This window comes from Vibrio xiamenensis (genome assembly GCF_900100015.1).
Taxonomy (GTDB): Bacteria; Pseudomonadota; Gammaproteobacteria; order Enterobacterales; family Vibrionaceae; genus Vibrio; species Vibrio xiamenensis.
This window is the reverse complement of record NZ_FNDD01000041.1, coordinates 12,848-34,470: the sequence shown is the minus strand read 5'-3', so window position 1 is coordinate 34,470 and position 21,623 is coordinate 12,848. Positions and strand designations below refer to the sequence as shown.

At 47.5% G+C, this 21,623-nt stretch carries 18 protein-coding genes; 15 read left to right on the top strand and 3 right to left on the bottom strand.

Features of this window, described 5'->3' with window-relative positions:
- Positions 1-54 precede the first annotated feature (54 nt).
- The 3 genes from BLS03_RS23020 to BLS03_RS23010 all read left to right on the top strand — a co-directional run bounded on the left by BLS03_RS23020 (position 55) and on the right by BLS03_RS23010 (position 2,358).
- The gene (locus BLS03_RS23020; RefSeq protein ID WP_245696785.1) at positions 55-720 is read left to right on the top strand and encodes an SURF1 family protein; all 666 of its coding nucleotides are present in this window, start codon (positions 55-57) and stop codon (positions 718-720) included.
- A complete protein-coding gene (locus BLS03_RS23015) occupies positions 713-1,261 on the top strand; it encodes a hypothetical protein (RefSeq protein WP_093279221.1) in 549 nt (182 codons plus the stop codon). The genes BLS03_RS23020 and BLS03_RS23015 overlap by 8 nt, the downstream gene beginning before the upstream one ends.
- 80 nt (positions 1,262-1,341) lie before the next feature.
- Positions 1,342-2,358, top strand: coding sequence for a COX15/CtaA family protein (locus BLS03_RS23010; protein ID WP_093279220.1), 1,017 nt, complete (start codon positions 1,342-1,344; stop codon positions 2,356-2,358).
- Here the strand turns inward: BLS03_RS23010 and lpdD are convergent.
- Together lpdD and BLS03_RS23000 are read right to left on the bottom strand one after the other, a co-directional pair.
- Complete coding sequence (gene lpdD / locus BLS03_RS23005; protein ID WP_093279219.1) at positions 2,349-2,732, bottom strand: prenylated flavin chaperone LpdD; 384 nt, start codon at positions 2,730-2,732, stop codon at positions 2,349-2,351. The genes BLS03_RS23010 and lpdD overlap by 10 nt on opposite strands.
- 73 nt (positions 2,733-2,805) lie before the next feature.
- Positions 2,806-3,408, bottom strand: coding sequence for a type 1 glutamine amidotransferase family protein (locus BLS03_RS23000; RefSeq protein ID WP_093279218.1), 603 nt, complete (start codon positions 3,406-3,408; stop codon positions 2,806-2,808).
- A 231-nt stretch (positions 3,409-3,639) separates the two neighbouring features.
- Here BLS03_RS23000 and pnuC point away from each other — a divergent pair, with 231 nt between their 5' ends.
- The 4 genes from pnuC (at position 3,640) to pncA (ending at position 6,620) form a co-directional block, all read left to right on the top strand.
- Positions 3,640-4,377 (top strand): nicotinamide riboside transporter PnuC, encoded by a 738-nt coding sequence (gene pnuC / locus BLS03_RS22995; protein ID WP_093279217.1) that lies wholly within the window; start codon positions 3,640-3,642, stop codon positions 4,375-4,377.
- The gene (locus BLS03_RS22990) at positions 4,374-5,105 is read left to right on the top strand and encodes a nucleoside phosphorylase (protein ID WP_093279216.1); all 732 of its coding nucleotides are present in this window, start codon (positions 4,374-4,376) and stop codon (positions 5,103-5,105) included. The genes pnuC and BLS03_RS22990 overlap by 4 nt, the downstream gene beginning before the upstream one ends.
- Before the next feature lie 138 nt (positions 5,106-5,243).
- Positions 5,244-5,933 carry a Crp/Fnr family transcriptional regulator gene (locus tag BLS03_RS22985; RefSeq protein ID WP_093279215.1) on the top strand — a complete coding sequence of 230 codons (690 nt, stop codon included), beginning with the start codon at positions 5,244-5,246 and terminating at the stop codon, positions 5,931-5,933.
- Positions 5,934-5,999: 66 nt separating this feature from the next.
- Positions 6,000-6,620, top strand: a complete 621-nt coding sequence (gene pncA / locus BLS03_RS22980) for a bifunctional nicotinamidase/pyrazinamidase (RefSeq protein ID WP_093279214.1) — start codon at positions 6,000-6,002, stop codon at positions 6,618-6,620.
- Positions 6,621-6,710: 90 nt separating this feature from the next.
- On the opposite strand, the gene BLS03_RS22975 is transcribed toward pncA, so the two are convergent.
- Positions 6,711-7,586 (bottom strand): MurR/RpiR family transcriptional regulator, encoded by an 876-nt coding sequence (locus tag BLS03_RS22975; RefSeq protein WP_093279213.1) that lies wholly within the window; start codon positions 7,584-7,586, stop codon positions 6,711-6,713.
- A gap of 285 nt (positions 7,587-7,871) precedes the next feature.
- Between BLS03_RS22975 and BLS03_RS22970 the strand changes: the two genes are divergently transcribed.
- From BLS03_RS22970 to pbpC, 8 genes are all read left to right on the top strand, one after another.
- Positions 7,872-8,936, top strand: a complete 1,065-nt coding sequence (locus tag BLS03_RS22970) for a polyamine ABC transporter substrate-binding protein (RefSeq protein ID WP_218122043.1) — start codon at positions 7,872-7,874, stop codon at positions 8,934-8,936.
- A 52-nt stretch (positions 8,937-8,988) separates the two neighbouring features.
- Positions 8,989-10,101, top strand: coding sequence for an ABC transporter ATP-binding protein (locus BLS03_RS22965; protein WP_093279212.1), 1,113 nt, complete (start codon positions 8,989-8,991; stop codon positions 10,099-10,101).
- A complete protein-coding gene (locus BLS03_RS22960) occupies positions 10,098-10,994 on the top strand; it encodes an ABC transporter permease (protein WP_093279211.1) in 897 nt (298 codons plus the stop codon). The genes BLS03_RS22965 and BLS03_RS22960 overlap by 4 nt, the downstream gene beginning before the upstream one ends.
- Before the next feature lie 33 nt (positions 10,995-11,027).
- On the top strand, positions 11,028-11,861 hold the full coding sequence (locus tag BLS03_RS22955) for an ABC transporter permease (RefSeq protein WP_093279210.1): 834 nt from the start codon (positions 11,028-11,030) through the stop codon (positions 11,859-11,861).
- A 21-nt stretch (positions 11,862-11,882) separates the two neighbouring features.
- Positions 11,883-12,974 (top strand): DmpA family aminopeptidase, encoded by a 1,092-nt coding sequence (locus BLS03_RS22950; protein ID WP_093279209.1) that lies wholly within the window; start codon positions 11,883-11,885, stop codon positions 12,972-12,974.
- A gap of 422 nt (positions 12,975-13,396) precedes the next feature.
- On the top strand, positions 13,397-14,449 hold the full coding sequence (gene aroG / locus BLS03_RS22945; RefSeq protein WP_093279208.1) for a 3-deoxy-7-phosphoheptulonate synthase AroG: 1,053 nt from the start codon (positions 13,397-13,399) through the stop codon (positions 14,447-14,449).
- Positions 14,450-14,609: 160 nt separating this feature from the next.
- Complete coding sequence (locus tag BLS03_RS22940; protein WP_093279207.1) at positions 14,610-19,427, top strand: alpha-2-macroglobulin family protein; 4,818 nt, start codon at positions 14,610-14,612, stop codon at positions 19,425-19,427.
- Positions 19,424-21,610 carry a penicillin-binding protein 1C gene (pbpC, locus tag BLS03_RS22935; protein WP_143015678.1) on the top strand — a complete coding sequence of 729 codons (2,187 nt, stop codon included), beginning with the start codon at positions 19,424-19,426 and terminating at the stop codon, positions 21,608-21,610. The genes BLS03_RS22940 and pbpC overlap by 4 nt, the downstream gene beginning before the upstream one ends.
- Positions 21,611-21,623 lie beyond the last annotated feature (13 nt).

Below are 21,623 nucleotides of genomic sequence, written 5' to 3'. Positions count from 1 at the left end.
CGAATTGGCCGGTCCAAGGCAGTTTGGTTAGGGGCTGTATTAACTGTGGCTGTAATGACGCTACTGATCAACTTGGGATTGTGGCAATTGCAACGTGCCGAATTTAAACGAGGCCTAGAACTGCAACTTGAGTTGAGGGAAGTCGCAGCATCGATGCCAATCACTGAGCTTAGCGATAAACGTTTTGCTAATTATACTGGCCTGCACGTGCATGGCAGGCTAACCCCTGTCGCGAATCATTATTTACTTCTTGATAATCAAACTTATAACGGCAAGGTTGGTTACCTAGCTTATCAATTAATGCGCGCTGAAAACGGTGAAAATTTGCTGTTTGAAATGGGATTTATATCCGCATTAAGTTCACGTCAATGGCTACCAAAAGTTGACTGGTTACGATTCGAGGATAACTTTGAAGGTAGGCTATACCAGCGTACGGTAAACCCGCTGAGCTCATCGTTAGAGCTTGAACCGGGCGCTGTAGGCCGCATACAAAATTTGAATTTCGATGAGTTGGAGAAGCGATGGGGCTTAAGGATAAAACCCTATATGTTTCAACCACAAAGCGAGGATTGGCCATATCCACAACCTTGGCAGCCTATTGCTTTGGGGTCAGAGCGACATTTCGGTTATGCCATTCAATGGTTTGGTTTAGCGTTTGCTTTGCTGTGTTTATCGCTATGGGCATGGATTGGGTATGTGGTGAGGAAAAAGGATGACTAATCGCATTATCAAAGGACGGTTAATTCTTATCGGGTTAGTGCTGTTATTCGCTGTGCCTGTATTTGTGGCTAAAGCGATTTTAGTCAATCAATGGTATCAACCTGGCGTGACTAACCGTGGCATATTAATTGAGCCGCGCGTGACTTATCAAACTTTGGGGATGACGAATCCATTTGCGAGCAAGCAATGGCAGCTCGGCTATGTACTGCCTGCCGAATGCGGCGCCATTTGTCAGCAGCAGATGCATCTACTGCAGCAAAGCCATGTTGCTCTGGGTAAGTATCAAGACAATGTTGCGCCAGTGGTGTTTGTAACGCCAGATAGCGATCTCGCTCAGTTATACGATCGCAAAGTTACAGCGATCGAAGTATCGGCGCAGTTTCTTGAATTGGTTGAAGCCTCGGAATATCTGATTGTTGACCCTCTAGGCCAGTTGGTGATGCGTTATCAAAAATTATCTCAGCCTGAAGAGTTGGTCGAACAGAGCCAAGGTTTATTGGCCGATTTACGTAAGATGCTCAAACTATCGCGCTTGGGCTAACCTAGAGTAAGTCTGAGCTTAGTGGGTTGTTAAGCCGTCCAGATTTGCTTATTCAGGGCTCGCAAACAGTGAGGGAAAAGATGCCGTTCACTTGGTTAGTGAAATTCAGTATTGTGCTGACCTTAACCGTGATTGTGCTCGGAGCTTACACTCGTTTATCTGACGCAGGATTAGGTTGCCCGGACTGGCCCGGCTGCTATGGACAGTTGAGTGTACCTCAACAGCCAAGCGATATTCAGCGTGCGCAGCACTTGTTTCCCGCTGTACAACTCGAACCTCATAAAGCTTGGCTTGAAATGATACATCGTTACTTTGCTGCGTTGCTGGGCGTATGCATTTTTGCGGTCAGTGCGATCGCCTTAAAACGGGCATTGGTTGGTAAATTATTACCGATAGCGCTGTGCGCTGTGGTTGTCTTTCAATCCCTGCTTGGCATGTGGACGGTGACGCTTAAATTGCATCCTTTGGTGGTACTTGGTCATCTGTTGGGCGGATTCAGTTTGTTGTGCCTAACGTGCTTGCTCTATTGGCGCAGTAATGAGCACAGCCAAGCTCATAAGGCGTTTTCAGCTCATTTTGGTCTTGTGTGGCTCGCTCCGTTGGCGTTGGTAACGGTGTTGACGCAAATCGCTCTTGGTGGCTGGACTTCAGCAAATTATGCGGCGTTTATGTGCAGTGAATTGCCGTTTTGCGAGGGGTCATGGAGCCGATTTCTCGACTTTGACGGCGCGTTTTCTCTAAACCCACCAGCTCATGGTAACTATGAATTTGGCACCTTGGATTATGGCGCGCGAATGACAATTCATTTTACCCATCGCTTGGGCGCTTTACTGGTGAGTGTGGTGATATTGGGATTGTGCGTGCAGTTGTGGCGTCAGGCCAGCCCATTAGCTCGTCGCTGCGCACTGAGTTTGTTCCTGCTGCTGATAAGCCAAATTGGGCTAGGGATCAGTAACGTTGTGTTCAGTTTGCCGCTGTTGACCGCGGTTGGGCATAACTTGGTGGCCGCGTTACTGCTGGTTATGACCGTTTATGTCAATTGGCTGACTTGGCAGGCTCACTCTCGCTTCTCTTCGCATAACGCTTATCAATCTTGACGTTTTTGAGCGTCAATGGCGTCAAACAGTTGGTTGATAAGCGAGTCCACTGCTGTGGGGATCGCGTTGAGCGTCGCATCATCAATGTCATCAAAGTGGATACCACAGCTAACCGTGACAATCGCGTCGATTTTTACTGCGACTTGTTCTGCGACGTATTTGGCGAGTTGATCTTCTTTATGCCCACACACGGTGATGACCGAGGTCGATGCACTGACTTTGCCGGGCGTCTGTAAACTGGGTCTGTTTTGTGCCAGCGCCATGGCGCCAATATGCGCGCGATCGCCACCAAAAAGCGCAATGTTCATGTCGCGACCGAGCGATGTCGCCACAAGCTGCAGTTTTTGCTGAGCAAGTGATATTGAAAAATGCATCGATGTCATTGTTGTTACTCTGCTCGATTGAACTCAATGAGCCAAATTAGGTTGGGTTAATGACCAAGGTGTACTAATTGCCTAGGTATGGCGTGATATGCGTCATAACGCGCTCGACATATTGCGCCTTTTCACCCACGGGTGCAACGTACTCAATGGCGGCTTGTGCCGCTTCTGTATCGCGAACTTTGGCGATAACCCACGCCGCGAGATAGGTCGAAGCGAGGCAACCGCCAGCGCTGGCGATATTTCCCCGTGCGTAAAATGCTTGGTTGAGCACCTCAATATCGCTATCAATTAACCAAGGAGCCGTCGTGGTATCGGTGCACACTGGCATTTGGGCCAGTAAGCCAAGTTTACTCATCACGAGCGCTCCGGAGCATTGTGTCGCGATAAGTTGGCGATTGGGGTCGAGCTTGAGGCGGTCCATAATGGCTTGATCTTTGACCACGTCACGTGTGCGAGTACCGCTGCCGATGATCACAACATCGGCATGGTTAGCTTGTTCAATGCTATCCTGGCGCTCTATAACTAACTGGTTCATCGACGACACTGTTGGCGTAGGGCAGGCGATGTGAATTTTCCAGTGGTCCTGTTTGGCTCGGCTGAGTATGCCAAGGGCGATCATTGAGTCGAGTTCGTTAAAACCATCAAAAGTGAGAATCGAAATGTGCATGTGTGGTTATCCTTAACGCTTGGCAGTGGTGTTATGTAGTGAATCACGGCTGGTGGTGTGCCCTTCAATTTGCCTAAAAAGCGGCGCGCTGGCGACAACAATTGCGACGCTTAACAATGTTATTGTTACAAAATATGATCTGTGACCAGCTAAAAGGGACAAATGTCCGTTGCTGAGTTTCGCATTCTGGTTATGTTCGATACAGCTTGATAAAAGGAAAAGGGCATAAATATGGATATAACTTCATGGTTCGACATCAATAATACCTTGGTCAATATTCCGATTGGCGGCGGCTACGCAATGTCATGGATAGAGATGGTAGGCACACTGTTTGGTTTGCTCTGCATTTGGTATGCGAGTAAAGAAAAGAACATTAACTATTTGTTTGGACTGATTAATGTCACTTTATTTGCGATTATTTTCTACCAAATTCAGCTGTATGGATTGCTGATTCTGCAACTGTTTTTCTTCTGCGCCAACATTTATGGTTGGTATGCGTGGACTCGACCCGATGCGATGGACGGCGAAGCGCTGCAAGTTCGCTGGCTGAGTAAAGATAAACTGGTAAAAACCTCAATCATCAGCGCGGTCGCAATTGTATTACTGACTATTTTTATTGATCCGTTTTTCTCAGCGTTAGCCGCTTTGTCGGTTGCGGTGATGAACGCTTTCGGTTCATCGATTACTCTTGGCGCGCTCGACCCAGATGCTTTCCCGTTTTGGGACGCAGCCATGACGGTATTGTCGATTGTGGCGCAAATTTTGATGACGCGAAAATACGTTGAGAACTGGATTTTGTGGGTGGTCATTAACATTATCAGTGTTGGTGTCTATGCCGCCCAAGGTGTGTATGCGATGTCGATTGAATATGTGATTTTGCTGTTTATTGCACTCAACGGGACCAAAGAGTGGATGCAAACCGCAAAGGCCAATAAAAGTGAATACAAACAGCAGGAGCCTGCATTGTGAGTATTCAACCGCATATCAGTGTTCAAGGCGCACAGGTTGCCGAACGAGTGATCGTCTGTGGAGATCCCGCACGTGCTGAGCGTATCGCCAGTTGGTGTGATGAAGCAGAGCATCTGGCGACCAATCGCGAGTTTCACCTTTACCGCGCTTGGTTTCAGGGCCAAGAGGTGACGCTATGCAGCACTGGCATTGGTGCGCCGTCGCTGTTGATTGCGCTTGAAGAGCTTAAGCAGTGCGGAGCGAAAAGTATTGTTCGCGTTGGCTCTGCGGGGGCGTTGCAACCACAGGTAGCGCTAGGTGAACTGGTGATTGCAGAGGGCGCTGTACGTGATGACGGCGGTTCGCTGAGTTATTTACCTCAAAGCTTTCCCGCGGTTGCAAGCCTTGAGCTGAGTTTAGGCTTGGTCAACGCGGCTCAGCAAATTGGCGCGGCGTATCATCTTGGTTTGGTGCGCTCTCATGACAGCTTTTACACGGATGAAGAAGCGCAAATTTGTCAATTTTGGCACCAACGAGGCGTACTGGCAGCAGATATGGAAACCGCAGCGCTATTGGCAGTCGGGCGCTATCGCGGCTTGAATGTTGCGTCAGTACTCAATAATGTGGTTTTGTATGAACAGGATGTTCAACAAGGCATTAGTCAATTTAATCAGGCGGAAGCTCATATGGCTCAAGGTGAAAAACTTTCTGCTTTGACCGCATTGCATGCGTTGGTGGCGAAGCGATAAAAACTGCACTGCGAGTCCCAAACGCAAGTGGTGACTCGCAGTGTTGTGTCAGGCCAGATTGACTGAATTGACAATAGACTCAGGCGCTGCTGACCTTGTAAGCTAGAACGCTATCGATGAAAAGGATGACAAACCGATATGCAAGTTCAACCGCATGAAAACACACGTTTTTATCGCTATTTAACTACTCATCTTCCGCTGTTTAAGAAGGCGTTAGCTGATTGTTGTGTCGCCCAAAGACGCTTTGCTGCAGGTGAATCTTTGTTGACTCAAGGTCAGCAAGTTGATCATTTGTATATCGTCTCAGTGGGTCGTGTGTCGATGAATATTACCGTCGCAAGCGGTAAGCGTTTTCAACTTGGCGAAGCGCAGTGTGATGACCATATTTTTGGCGAAATGGAATTTTTTACCCAAACTGTATGCCAGTGGAATGTGGTGGCGGAAGAAGAAATTGATGTTTCAGTCATCTCTGCTGCGCGCCTATCGCAAACCATGATTCATCATCCGCAACTAACAATGTTCTTCGCCTGTGCATTGGCTGAAGATTATCAAGATTCATTAGATATCTATACTCAGCGACTGCTCAGGCCCATCATGTATAATATCGCCCACGATTTATGGATTCGGCATCAAAGCAATGTTGCCCTTGGCGGCTTTGAACGCGTGACCAGCGAAGCGGAGCGATTTGGTACCACCAGCCGAGTTTATCGCCGTGCAGTGAAGGCGTTGCTTGAGCGAGGGCTAGTCGAAAAACACGACAATCATTTAACCATTTCGGATCCGCTTAAGCTGAAAGCGTTTCTCGATGATAAAATCAATCTCGAGTAGCACGGACAAGAGCGCCAATAACCGAATTTATGGTGTTACGTCACCCATGTTCAACAAGGATTTACCATGACTAAAACGCTTATTTTAGTTGATGTACAAAACGATTTTTCGCCCTCAGGGGCTCTGCCTGTACCTCAAGGCGATCAAATTGTTCCTATCATCAATAAGTTGCTTCCACATTTTGATCATGTCATTGCCACTCAAGATTGGCATCCACAAGGTCACGCCAGTTTTGCCTCGGTACACAACAAAACGCCTGGTGAGTTAATCGAACTTGATGGTGGCCCTCAAGTAATGTGGCCAGATCACTGCGTACAAGGGACTTATGGCGCGGAGTTTATCGCTGAACTGAATACCCATGCTATCGATCATGTGGTGCAAAAAGGTACCAATTTGAATATCGACAGCTACAGTGGCTTTTTTGATAATCAGCGTTTGCAAGCCACGGGTTTGGCAGATTACCTACTCGAAAAAGGCCTGACCGATGTGTATATCGTTGGCCTAGCAACCGATTATTGCGTGAAATTTACTGCGTTAGATGCGGCTGAACTCGGTTTTAATACATGGGTCATTCAAGATGCGTGTCGCGGTGTCAATATGAGCGAAGGTGATGTCGATAACGCTTTCGAGCAGATGCAGCAAGCTGGCTGTATCTTGATTCAATCTGAGTCATTAGTCGTGAATTAAAAAGTACCCCCGCACGCGTCGGCAGCGCCGATGGCGTGAGGGATTTACATTGTAAAATTGATAGATGATTCCCCAATCATTTGGCCGTAATTAAAACAGGTTCATACCTTTGCATAGCATCTGCCAACGTTTCACTCTTTGTTCGCTATTTGGGGTTTCTTGTGCAATGCAATGGATAAGCATGTTGGTCACCATGGCGATACCCCAATTAGACTCCAAAAATAACCCAGCTTTAGATTTTGTATGGAAAACATGACTCGTAAATTCCTCGGCCCAATAGCAAAATTCGTCGGTGATTAAAACTAGTTGAATGCCGCGCTTACGAGCTTCTTCGCATAAGTACCTGCTTTCGGCGGAGTAAGGCACAATGTCGAGCATGATCAACACATCATAATGCTTTTGATTACTAGGGTGCTCAATTAATCCCAGCCATTCGGCGAGCATTCCGTCATGAGCAGATAAATACTGGACATTGTCACGAGCAAATAGTAATCGTCGAGCGGTATCTTCCGCCATACCACGAATCGACTGAAAGCCAGTCACATAGACTTTTTTTGCCGAAGAAACGCACCCCACGATGCTTTGCCAAGCATCACTATCAAACTGTTCGTAGATACGCATCAGAATTTGCATTTCATTTTTCAAGCTCTGGCGATAAAAACTGTCGACGAGCGATGCGTTACTGGCGGTGTAGTTCTGTGCGATGATCTCCTTCTTCACCTCTTCTTTTAACGCAGATATTCCCTGATAGCCCGCGCGTTTTAAGAAACGACTGACGGTAATTTGGCTAACGGCCGCCTTTTCAGCAATTGAAGCTCCAGTTTCAAAACTGATTTGTTCTAAGTTGAGTAGAATAAACTGCGCCACTCGCGCTTCTGAAACTGAAATCTCACTAATTAATCCCTTAATTTTTTGTGCGATAGCAGACGTAATGACTTCAGATTGATTATTTAATGAATCGATCATCCATGTTCCTTTTCATTTTAATATTGCACTCTTATAGTGTTGTTAAATTTAAGATTCCCACATTTGGTGCGTTTGATTATTTATTTATAGACCAAATTTATTCCATTAATATACAGTTTTACCCTAACGTTATGTTTTATTGTGAATTATTTAATATGTTAGAGGGTTAACATATTATGATATTGAAATGTTTATGCCATAAATAGAATAATTAAGTAAAGGTTGTAGTCGAGTATTTTAGAAAAAATAAAAATCACTTAGTTTTATAAAATAAGGGAGTTGCCAGTGAAGGAACAAAATAAATATCACGACAATCGCGTACTTAATAAAAAGCGGTTGCTTACCGTTGCCTTAGTTGCAGCAATGTTCAACGCACCATCGATATCTGCGCAAGAGAGTTTGAAATTATACAACTGGGGAGATTATATAAATCCTGAGGTACTGACTCAATTTAAAGCTCAAACAGGTATCGACGTTAGCGTGGATACCTACACATCCAATGAAGAAATGTTGGCAAAACTGCAAGCGGGTGCAACAGGGTACGATATTGTCTTCCCATCAGTTCACATGCAAGACATTATGTCCCATCTTGGATTGCTTGAGAAAACCCATATTAATCAATTCAGCGGCTTTAAACACATCGATACGCATTTTTTAACCGCGAAATCTGACCCTAAAGGTGAATATTGTTTACCGTATGCATGGGGAACGGTTGGGATTTTGTACAACAAAAAGCAAGTAAAGAGTTTGGATTCTTGGCAAGAGTTTTTCAATTTACCTCAGCAAGGTAAGAAAATCGCGATGCTTGATGATATGCGAGAAGTCATTGGTGTTGGGTTAATCGAGCATGGTAAGAGTGTTAATTCGACTCGGCGTGAAGATTTAAAACTGGCGCAGGAATTTATTCTCAAGCAGAAACCCAACGTTTCGTCATTTACTTATGATAGTGCGCCATTGGTGCAATCCGGTGATATTGCGGCGGCACAATGGTATGTCGGCGGCATGCTTTACGTATTTCAAACCCCAGATGAATTGGATTTTGTGATTCCCAAAGAAGGCGCGACCATGTATCAGGAAAACATGTGTGTTTTAAAATCCGCGCCAAATAAATCTAACGCCAAAAAGTTCTTGGAGTTTTTTACTCAACCTGAAATTGCTGCGCTTAATACTAAGCAGCAGATGAATGGTTCTACGAATAAAGATGCTATTGCGTTATTACCCGATTATATTCGCGACAACCCAAGTATTAATCCACCTGAACAAGTGCGTTCGAAATTACAAATGTTTGCTGAACTTGGTAAAGACATTAAATTGTACGACCGTGTTTGGACCAAAATTCGTACTCATTAATGGGTTATTTTCGGGTGTAAGCCGTCACCCGTTTTTATTTGCAGGGGATGCTATGTCAGCTAATGAATATATTCGTATCCGTAAAGGATATCGCCAATTTACGACACCTGAAGGTAATTTGATTAAAGCACTTGATGGTATCGATATTTCGATTGCCAAGCAGGAGTTCATTACGCTGTTAGGGCCTTCTGGTTGTGGTAAAACCACCTTGCTTAAGATCATTGCAGGTTTTGAACGTCTCGATAGCGGAGATGTGTTGATTGAGCAACAGTCGATTACTAATTTGCCCGCACATAAACGTCCGGTCAATACGGTGTTTCAATCTTATGCTCTGTTCCCACATATGACGGTCGAACAAAATGTTGGTTACGGATTGGACATTGCCAAAGTGAATGCGCTAGAGCGCAACCAAAGAGTCAAACAAGCATTGGAAATGGTCGGCTTAATAGGGACTGAACGCCGCATGCCTGCGCAGCTCTCTGGTGGTCAGCAACAACGTGTGGCCTTGGCTCGCGCGATCATCAACCGGCCCAAACTATTGTTATTAGATGAACCTTTATCTGCGCTGGATAAAAATTTGCGCATAAAGATGCAGTTGGAACTGAAACGCCTGCAATCAGAGCTGGGTATTTGTTTTGTGTTTGTTACTCATGACCAGCAAGAAGCCTTGACGCTATCAGACCGCATTGTGGTTCTAAATGCGGGTAAAGTGCAGCAAATCGGTACTCCAGATGAGATTTATCACACGCCGTGCAATCGTTTTGTTGCTGATTTTATCGGTGAGAGCAATATTTTTGCAGGTAACGTGATATTGATTGAGCACAGCAAAGCAGTAGTCGATTGCCAAGGTGTGAAAGTATTTTTGCAAGACAAGCAATTGCAAGTAGGGGACAAAGTTGAGTTACTGCTGCGACCTGAGCAACTTTCGTTGGTCCGCACACCAAATACCGCGACATATGAATTGAGTTTAACTGTTGAAGAACGTGTGTTCGTCGGGACTGACTATCAGTTACACGGAACGTTAAGTAACGGGCAAAAAATATCCGCTTTGGTTAGACACGAAGATGGAGAGGTCAATGTCGGTGATACCATTAGCTTGTCTTATCGGCTTGAAGCGGCTCATGTTGTCAGCCATCGCGCGAATGCGAAACAGGAGGCGGCATGAAATCTTACGCACGAAGTTTTTCACGCCAGCAAGTTTCGTTGCTCTTTATGCTGTCACCAACCAGCGTTTTTCTGGCGATCTTTTTTGTTATCCCATTGCTGATTATATTGACTTACAGCTTTTTGGAGCCTGGTTTATACGGTGGAGTTGAATGGACATTTTACCATTGGAATTATGGCCGGATTCTAGGTTGGGCAGATGGTTTTTATGAAGAGTTTGATATCGTCTATCTGGATATTTTACTGCGCTCAATCGGACTCGCGTTAGCGACGGTAGTGTGTACTTTGGTAGTGTGTTATCCGGTTGCCTTTTGGGTGAGTCAGTTATCGGCAAAAATGAAGTCGTGCTTTATTTTATTAATAACCCTGCCATTTTTCTCCTCGATGATCGTTCGCCTCTACGCATGGATGCTTATTCTGCGTGATTCGGGATTTGCCAACCAGTTCCTTGAGTGGGTGGGAATTATCCATCAGCCACTCAGCTTGATGTACAGCAACGTCGCGGTGATCATCGGCATGGTGTATATCTTTATTCCGTTTATGTTTTTACCGTTGTATTCCAGTGTAGAAAAGCTAGACAGTCGATTAATCCAAGCCTCTCAAGACTTGGGCGCCGCACCCTGGAAGACTTTCTGTAAAGTGGTTTTTCCTATGACTCTGCCAGGCATCATGGCTGGCAGCATTCTGGTATTCATTCCAAGCCTTGGCAACTTTGTGATTCCCGATTTATTTGGCGGAGCGAAAGTGCTGATGATCGGTAACATGGTGGAACAGCAATTCCTTTATGCCCGAAACTGGCCGTTTGGCGCGGCACTCTCCATGGTTCTGACGTTGTTGATGCTAATTTTGCTTAGCGTATTTTTTTATCGAGTCAATAAAACTCGTTCGGCTTAAATGCCGAGCTAAAGGCGAATAAGGAGTGTGGTTATGCCCAAAACAACAATGCTGAAGCGGCTACTATCAGCCTACAGTTTGGCGTTTTTTGTCTTTCTCTATGCACCAGTCGTGCTGATTGTGGTGTATTCGTTTAACGCGAACCCAATCAATATTATGAATTGGACCGAAGCCAGTTTGGACTGGTATCGAATCATGTTTGGTTATCAAGCGAGCCAACCGATGCCGGAAACCTATATTGATTCAACGGGTTCACTTTTGAGTGCGTTGAAAAATAGCCTTGTGGTGGCGTTATTTGCGACGTTGATTTCAACATTGCTTGGCACAATGGTGGCGCTCGCTCTCGCTCGTTTTCGCTTTAAACTCCAGCCGTTATATCGCATGTTTATGCACATACCTATGGTGATGCCAGACATTGTACTCGGCATTGCGCTACTGATTTTTTTCATTAGTTCAGGCCTGACTTTGGGCTCAAGTACGATTGTAATTGGCCACTGTACTTTTTTAATCAGCTATGTATTTATTGTGGTCAGCGCGCGATTGGCCGATATGGACCCTCAACTTGAACGCGCTTCAGCCGATTTGGGGGCCAATGAGTGGCAAACATTTCGTCGCGTGACCTTGCCACTTATCTTGCCTGGCGTTGTTGGGGGAGCGCTGCTTAGTTTTGTCATTTCAATGGATGACGTGGTGATCACTTACTTCATCAGCGGCACCGATTCGACCACTTTACCCGTATATATATTGAGCATGATTCGCAAAGGCATTAAACCGGAAATTAATGCTATCGCGACGTTAATGCTGATTTTTTCACTGTTGTTCGCCTATGCGGGTATCTATTTCAAATCAAAGAAAACGTCTATTTAATCAATAGCTAGGATGTTAAGGATGACAAAAAAACTGCGCGCAAGACAACTCGGACTGCCATTTCCCGGTGTAACTGGTCAACATAACGCGATTACCGATGTTCCCGGTGTGTTGGTCGGGTACCAAACGATTATTAACCACGATCCTGTATCGCCTGCGCGAACGGGCGTTACCGCGATTCTCCCCCATGGTTATCAAACTGAGCCACAACCTGTTTGGGCGGGAAGTTATGCACTCAACGGCAACGGAGAAATGACAGGGACGCACTGGATTCAAGATGGCGGTTATTTTTGCGGCCCCATCATGCTTACGAATACGCATGCGATTGGTATCACGCACCACGCCACAGTGAAGTGGATGGTTGAGCAATATCAGAGCGAATGGCAGCAACATCATCTCTGGGCTATGCCCGTCATTGCTGAAACTTATGATGGTGTGTTAAATGACATCAACGCGATGCACGTCACTGAGCAAGATGCGCTGTGTGCGCTGCAAAATGCGACTGGTGGTAATATTGCTGAAGGATGTGTCGGCGGCGGTACAGGGATGATTGCGTATGGTTTTAAAGGGGGAACGGGCACCGCATCGCGTGTAGTTGACGTTGAAGGCGAAACATACACGGTGGCAGCGCTTGTGCAAGCCAATCACGGTGTGCGTCCTTGGTTTAACGTGCTTGGCGCGCCGATAGGATGTTATCTTACGGATGATGATCTGATGGAGCAAAAGGAGATGGGCTCGATCATTGTGGTGCTGGCAACGGATGCACCTATGCTGCCACATCAGCTTAAACGAATGGCGAAACGTGCCGCGATCGGCATTGGTCGAAATGGCTCTCCTGGAGGAAATAATTCTGGTGATATTTTCCTTGCCTTTAGCACCGCCAATCGTCAATCACTGCCGCAGTTGTCGCCAAGCTACACGAATATGACTTGCCTTAATGATGAGCGATTTGATGAGTTCTATCTTGCCGCAGTGGAGAGCGTTGAAGAGTCGGTGGTAAATGCAATGTTGGCCGCCGAGGATGCACCAACGTTTAAGCCTGCTGGACTTAACGTCAAAGCGATTGACCCGCAGCAACTGCTAAGTTTGGTGGATCGCTTTCACAGTGTTTAGTTGTTAGGTGGTGTTTGCTGACAAATAAAGTGGGCTTACAGCGAATAACATTGAAATGAGTCTGAGCTTAGCGTCATGTCTGTGATGCTAAGCTCATTTTTTATTGTGCTTAATATCACGTTCGGCAATTTTTCACCGAGCGCCTATAGGCAAATGAAATGGCCATGATATCGGCATAATTTATCTAATTACATGTTTTTAAATGAAATATCAACTGTAAATATAATTGTACGTTTTGGATTTTGTGTAAAATAGTAATCAATATTGCCTTTTATTTAAAATAGTGCTTGCGTGTTTTGTCGAACCTCGATAACTTACCCGTCAGACAAACAAGAACCGACATGGCGTTGGGTAACGGTTAGCGATCATTGCAATCGACAACATTACCGAGCGCCAGCATAAGAATGACAGGAAGCCCGAGCATGTTTCAGACCGATGATGTACGAATTAAGCGCGTAAAAGAGTTATTGCCACCCGTTGCTATTTTGGAAAAATACCCAGCAACCGATACCGCTGCGTCGACCACTTTTCAAACCCGCCAAGCGATTTCAAATATTCTGCAAGGCAAAGACGATCGTTTGTTGGTGATCGTTGGTCCGTGTTCGATTCACGATACTAAAGCGGCGCTGGAATACGCTGAACGTTTGAAAGCGTTGCGCGAAGAACTAAGCGAAGACCTTGAAGTGGTCATGCGTGTGTACTTTGAAAAACCACGCACCACGGTAGGTTGGAAAGGGCTGATCAACGACCCGTACCTTAACGATACTTACAAGATCAACGACGGTCTGCGTATTGCCCGTAAGCTGCTGCTGGATCTGACCGATATGGGTGTACCAACGGCAACCGAATTCCTCGATATGATTTCACCTCAGTACATTGCTGACCTCATTAGCTGGGGCGCGATTGGGGCTCGTACCACTGAATCTCAAGTTCACCGTGAACTGTCTTCTGGCTTGTCTTGCCCGGTTGGTTTTAAAAACGGTACTGACGGCAACATCAAAATCGCCGCTGATGCAATTCGCTCAGCTAGCTCAGAACACAACTTCCTGTCGGTAACCAAATTTGGTCATTCAGCGATCGTTGAAACCAGCGGTAACCCAGATTGCCACATCATTTTACGTGGTGGTAAAGAGCCAAACTACAGTGCGGCGCACGTCGGTGAAGTGAAACAGAAACTGGAAGCGGCAGGTTTGCGTCAAAAAGTCATGATCGACTTTAGCCATGCCAACAGCTCGAAACAGTACCAACGTCAAATGGTGGTTTCTGATGATATCAGTGCCCAATTGAGTGGCGGTGAAGATGCCATTTTCGGCGTGATGATCGAATCGCATCTGACAGAAGGTCGACAAGATCTTGTCGATGGTAAAGTGGCGACCTATGGTCAATCCATCACCGATGCATGTATTGGTTGGGCTGACACTGAGAAAGTTCTACGCCAGTTAGCCGATGCGGTCAAAGCTCGTCGCGCTAGCTAATACTTAGCCATCGTCGGTTACTTATTCTAACGCTAATTAAGCCCCAAATATGGGGCTTTTTTTTGCCTGCGATCAAGTGGTTAACTAAGCTTTAACAACTTAATGGTGATGATTTATTGGTCGCACTTCACCTGTTAACAATAAGATGAAGGCTTAGGATATGTTGAGGTTAGGTATTGGTTATCGCGCGCGTACCCTGCTTGGGGCGCTGCTGGTTTACATGTGTTGTAGCTCTTTGGCGCTGGCCGCGAAAGTGACTTATATGGGCAATTACATCTATCAAGGTAAACCTGCCTTAATCATTCAATTTGATCAAACCATTACCGATCGTCATGCCGCTGATTTGTACAAAATTGAGCAAAAAGATGGCAAGAAAAACGAGACCTTGATCGAAAGTGCGAGTTGGGCGCTTTCTCCGGCTAAAAATGCGCTGATCTTCAGTGATGTCGAAATGGATCGCAGCTATAAAATTAAGCTGCGAGATGGCATCGAGCAAAACAAAGAGATCTCGCGTAACCAAACTGTGACCATCTATCAGCGCGAACCAGCGGTTAAATTGCTCGGGCGCGGTCCTGTGGTACCCGCCAATGGCAGTCGAACGTTGCCACTCAGTGTGGTGAATACCTCTCAGCTGAGTGTGGAAGTCATGAGCGTCGATAAACCGCAGGCGTTCCTTAAACGCAATTACTACGATAAAGCCGCCGATACTTGGGATCTGCAACGTCTAAGAAAAAATTACCAAGCCGTTACCAGCCTCAGTTTCGATGTGCCTAAATCACCGATTAATTCCGATTATCTTACGGCGATTCAACTGCCAAAGAGCTTAAAAGATGGCTGGTATCTATTGGTGATTAAAGTCGCCGGTGATTTCAACTCAAGCCACTATGCGGTCGCGCAAGTATTGCTTAGCGACATTGGTATTCAAGCCAAAGTGTTTCCAAGCCAGCTTGTGCTGTCTTTAAACCGTTTTTCTGGTCAGCCTCTGTCTTTGCCTGCTCAAGTGACTGTGGTCAGTGAACAAGACGATCAAACCCAAACGATTAAGCTTGGCGAAATGCGTTCAGCGCAGCAAACGTTCGACTACCAAGTGAAAAAAGGCGATTTGCTGCAGGTTTACGCTGGTGATCAAATGAGCGTATTGCCGCTCAAAGAGGTGCCGCTGGACTTGTCTGATTTTGATGTTGCCGGACGTGATTGGGCAGCGGTAGAGGCGTTCAGTTATTCAAATCGCGATTTGTTCAAACCGGGTGAAAGTGTACCACTGAACATTGTGCTACGTAGCGATGATGGTGAGCCAGTCTCTTCGCAGCGCCTTTATTTGCAATATCGTAAGCCCAATGGCGATGTGGTTGGTGGGCGCTGGATTGAACCTAGCGAAGCCGAAGGTTTCTACCAAGACCGTTTTACGCTGCCAAGTAGCGCACCGCTTGGGCAGTGGCGCGTTGATATTCTGAGCCACAAGCAAGCCAAGCAGCCGCTAGGCCAGTTTAGTTTTAACGTCAGTGAATTTGTGCCTGAGCGTATGGACATGCAAGTGACCATGGCGAAAGGGCTTCAGAACAAGGTTGAATCATTGCCCGTTAAGCTGTCGGGGCGCTATCTGTTTGGCGCGCCAGCGGCAGGCAATGCTCTGACGGTGTCGTCGTATTATCAGCCCCAACAACATTTTCCTGGGCCTTATCAAGATTTTTATGTCGGCAAGCCGTTTAAGCTGAGCTCGTGGCAAGATGTGCCGACCCTAGACACCATGACTCTGGATGACAACGGTCAGCTAGAGTTTGATTTTCCGCTGGTAAAACAGGCGCTGATTCAGTCGCCGCTGCTGGCGAAATTTCACTTCTCTTTGTACGAGACGGGCGGCGCGAGCATTCAGCGTAGCCACACACTGCAACTTTGGACGGGCAAATCGATTCCCGCGATTTTACCTGCGCAAAAAGAGTTCGATTACTACAGTGATGCTGAATTTAAAGTCGGCATTCTTAATGCAGAGGGGGATAAGTTACTCGGCGGCGAACTGACTTACGTACTGGAGCGCAACCGCGGCGATTATTATTGGGTTTACAGTGAAGAAAGTGGTTGGGATCTCAAACGCGACATTGGCTGGGCGCCAGAAAGTTCCGATGTGCTGCACGTCAAAGCGGGTGAAACCGTGCCGCTATCGCTCAAGGTTCGTTGGGGTGAATATCGACTCATCGTGCAAGATAGCCAGCAAAACCAAACCATTTACCGCTTTGATGCGGGTTGGTCAAACGACAGCGAGAAACAAAGACCGGTTAAACCGGATCAACTGGCGATGACGCTTGATAAACCGAGTTATCAAGATGGCGATACTGTAGTGGCGACCATTAACAGCGAGGTCGCAGGCGAGCTGATGCTGTCGCTGGAAACCAACCAAGTAGAGTGGCATCTAGAGACCAAAATTGATAAAGGCAGCCACAAATTTAATCTGCCGCTGGATGGGCTGAAACGTCACGATGTGTATTTAACCGCGACCTTGATTGACAGCCACGCCGAGATGCCAAGGCGGCTGTTTACCATCAAACCGATTAAACTGGACCGTGAACCGCGCCGTCTTACGGTGACCATTGAACACGACGATAAACTGCTGCCGCTCAAACCGGCGACCATCAAAGTGAGTTTGGCAAACCCGCCGACCACACCGACTTGGGTGACCTTGTCACTTGTGGATCGCGGCATTATCAATTTATCGCGCTATAAAGTGCCCAGCATCTACAATTGGTTCTTTGCGCAGCGCCGCTATGCCGGTGATGTGGTTGACCTGTATTCGCGCCTTTATCAGCAGCGACCAGATTCGTTTCTCACTCATCGTTACGGCGGCGATAGTGACGTAGGCGCCAACTCGGCGCTGGGTCAGACGGTAGAGAGCAAAACCGTCACCTTGATGTCGAAGCCCGTGCAATTTAATGCCGAAGGGCAAGCGTTTATTGACGTTGATATCCCCGATTACAACGGTGAAGCTCAAGTGGTGGCGATGGCGTTTAATGGCTCGCAATTTGGTCAGGCACAGTCGAACGTCAAAATCGCCGCGCCGATTGTCGCAGAGTTAGCGGTGCCGCGCTTCTTAGCGCCTAACGACACCAGCCAAACTCTGCTTGAACTGTTTAATGCCACACAAGAGCCACAAACCGTTACCGCCACAGTCAGTGCGAACGAGATGCTGAACTTTGGCGAAAAAACCGAGTTCAGCGCTAAACTTGCTGCCAATCAACGCGTTGCATTTACGCTTCCGTATCAAGTTAATCCACTCAGTTCAATTACCTCAGTGGCTAAGATCAATATCGACATTAAGGCGCAAGGGGCGAATGGCGAACAAGCCTTTAGCCAGCAGCGAAGCTGGAGTATTCCGGTGCGCAGCGCAGTGCCGATTGTCAGCAAGAAAACCTCAGTGACGCTCAGTGCGTATGATGCCAGCTTGTTTGCCAGCGGCTTTAAAACCACCATCGATGCGCCGTTTTGGACAGGGATCGATAAAGCCAACCTGACCAACATGCGTGTCGGTTATTCGACCACGCCGCAAATCAGTTATCTGAACTACATCGATTATCTGTTCCGCTACCCTTATGGCTGCGCGGAGCAAACCACCAGTACCGCCATGCCTTGGCTATTGGAAGATGACAGCCTGACGCCGATTAAGCAAAAGCAACTGGGTGATGATGACAGCGCCGAGCAGCGTTTGCGCAGCGCGGTACTGCGCTTGATGACCATGCAAAAAGCCAACGGCAGTTTTTCGCTGTGGAATAAGCATGGTCGTGAGAACCCTTGGGTCAGTGTCTACGTTAGCGACTTTTTGTTTAAGACGGCGCAGCGTTACCCAGATGTCGTACCGGATTCTATGCTCGAGAACGCGCTGCAAAATCTGACTCGCTATGGCGGCCGTAATGACCTTATTGATACCAAATACTACGCAGCATGGGTGCTGCAACAGGCTAACAAGCTGGATTACAACCAGTTGTGGACCTTGTCGCGCACCAATATCAGTAAACAGTTATCACCGGTGTCTTCTGCGTATCTTGGTGGCGCGTTCTTATTGCAAGGCCAGCAAAGCGAAGGGGAGCGCTTCTTCAACCAAGTCGAAGTACTCGATGCGCAAAAATACCCTTATCACTATGACGATTACAGCTATTCATCGTTTGTCAGTGATTATGCCAAGACTATTGTGGTGTTATCTCAAGTCGAGAAAGTGATCAAACTCAGTGATGACATGCTCGCGCTACGTAATCGTCTAGTGGAGAAAGTCATCAAACGCGCCGCTGAGCGTCGTTACCTCAGCACTCGTGAGCAAACTGCGTTGGTGGAAGCTGGGCTGGCGCTTAAAGCCGGCAACAGTGATTTTGCAGAATTGACTTTGGTACATCATCGCAAGCCGAAAGATTACCAAGCCCATGGGCTTGGTACGATTGATGCGGCAGCGGGTGATACCATCATCAATAAAACCGCCAAGCCGATTTATGTTCAAGTGACCACTTCGGGTTTAGCCATCGAGGATCAAATTCGTTCGACGCTGAAAGCGAGTAACGCAGAACGTAAATATCTCAAGGCGGATGGCAGCGCCTATCATGGCGAGCCACTTTCGATGGGGGATAAGCTTGTGGTGTCAGTGACTTATCGTTTAACGCAACGAGTGCCAGACGCACTGGTGGTGGAATACATTCCAACTGGCTTTGTGCTTGAAGATCCGCAGTTTACTGACAGCGGTGATTTGATCCGCAGCGCTAAGGTCAAATCGGCCTCGAGCACCAATATGCAAGAATATCGCAACGACCGTTTTGTCGCATCACTCGACATGAAGTCTGGTTACACTTACACCTTTAACTATGTGATTCGCGCCGAAACCGCGGGCACCGCGAGTGTTCCGGCATTGTATGTTGAGTCGATGTATCAACCGGAAAACTTACTTTATCAGCCAATGACCGCGTTTACGTCGATGACGATTAAGCCGTTAGAGTTGGCTAAGTGAGACTAAACCGAGTGCGCCGAATCGGGCGCGGGCTGTTCAATCTGATGATTGGCCGAACCGGCAAAATTTGCTTTACCCTGCTGGTTTTGGTGGTGGCGGGATTTGCGCTGCTTAACGCGCGCTATCCACTGGATATTGAAAGCCGCCTCAATACCTCAGTGACGGTATACGCCAAAGATGGGGATGTACTGCGCCAGTTCGCTACCGATTCGGGGATTTATCGCATTCCGGTCAACGCTAAGCAGGTGTCCGATTATTACTTAACGTGCTTGCTTGAGTACGAAGACAAATATTTCTACCACCATTTAGGCGTCAACCCTTTTTCGTTGGTGCGTGCAGTCTACCAACAGCTGCGCTACGGGCGAGTAATCTCCGGTGGCTCAACGATCACCATGCAAGTGGCGCGGCTGTTTTATCCGCACCATCGCACCTATGCTGGCAAGTTGCAGCAAATCTTTCGCGCGCTGCAACTGGAGCTTAACTACAGCAAAGACCAGATTCTCACCCTCTATCTCACCTACGCGCCGATGGGCGGCAATATCGAAGGTGTTGAAGCCGCGAGTCAGCGCTATTTTGGTAAATCCGCGCAGTATCTGTCGCCGGCAGAAGCGGCGTTGCTGGTAGCGATTCCGCAGCGTCCGACATTACACAGGCCAGACCGTTATCCGTTTAAGGCGTTTGAGATGCGCAATAAGGTACTCAGACGCGCGGCAAGTGCGCTGGCACTGAGCGATCAAGACTTAACCTTAATGCTGGAATCACCGCTTAATGCGTCGCGTCATTTTGCGCCGCTGCATGCCCCGCTATTAGCCAGAAGGTTGAAAACCGCGCACAGTCAACGGAGTAAAATCGATACTTTTATTCATTACACCGTGCAAGTGGATGTTGAGCAGGTGCTAAAATCGCGCGCCAAACAATGGTCAAAACCTCTGTCGGCTGCCGTGATGGTGATGGACAATCGCAGTGGCGAAGTGATTGCGTATAAAGGCTCGGCAGAGCTTAGCGACAGCGACCGATTTGGTTATGTGGATATGACTCGCGCTTCGCGCTCGCCGGGGTCGACGTTGAAACCGTTTATTTATGGCTTAGCGCTGGACAGTGGTTTGGTCGATTCTGGGAGTTTGCTACTTGATGTACCCAGCTCGTTTGCCGGATATAGCCCGAAAAATTTTGACCACCGCTTTGACGGTGCGATTCGGCTCGACAAGGCGCTGCAGAAATCAAAGAATGTTCCTGCAGTGCAGGTGCTTTACTACCTTGGCCCGAGTGAGTTTGTCAGTGCTTTAGCCAAAGCCCATATTGAGCTTAAAACCGAGCAGCCCAACCTTGCGATAGCGCTTGGCGGCGTTGGTGTGCGCTTAGAAGATCTCGTGGCGCTGTTTTCCGCCATTGGCCGCGAAGGTGAGGTGATATTGCCGCGCTATGTGGCCAGTGACGCTGAGCAAACCATGCCATTGCTTTCGCCGGGAAGCAGCTGGATTATTCGCTCGATTTTGCAAGATATCGCACCGCCGGATCGGGTCAAACCCGCTTATGGGCGAAAAATCGCCTGGAAAACCGGCACCAGTTACGGTTATCGCGATGCGTGGGCGGTGGGCAGCAGTGAACGCTATACCGTTGGCGTGTGGATAGGCCGACCAGACGGCGCGCCTTATGTCGGGCAAACCGGTGCGAATCAAGCCGGCCCGGTGCTGTTTGATATTTTTGATTTGCTGCCTCAAGAGCAGCCAGAATTGACTCGCCCAGCAAGCGTTCAAGCACGCACCATCTGCTGGCCATCAGGGCTGGATTCGACCTTGGTAAAATCTGCAGACTGTTTGCAGCCGCAGCCGAGTTGGACACTTAAACGTCACACTCCTCCAACCTTACGTGACCGCTCAAGTTGGAGTGTGATGCATCAATGGCCTGAGCCACTTGAGCATTGGGCGAGACGCTCTGGGCGAGCGCTGGTGGAAGCGCCACAAACCCAGTTAACGATTTTGGCGCCGAAGAACAACTCGCAAATTTTTCCCTACCAAGGTCAAGTCTTGGCGCTGCAAGCCAATGATTCCAATGCGGTTTGGTATTTAAACGATCAACCGTTAGAGCTGCCGAGTTTGGATCTCATCAACATGCCGGCAGGGCAGTATCGCATCAGCGCATGTAACGTGCGTTGTGACAGCGTGTCGATTATTTTGCACTGATGGTTGAATGAAC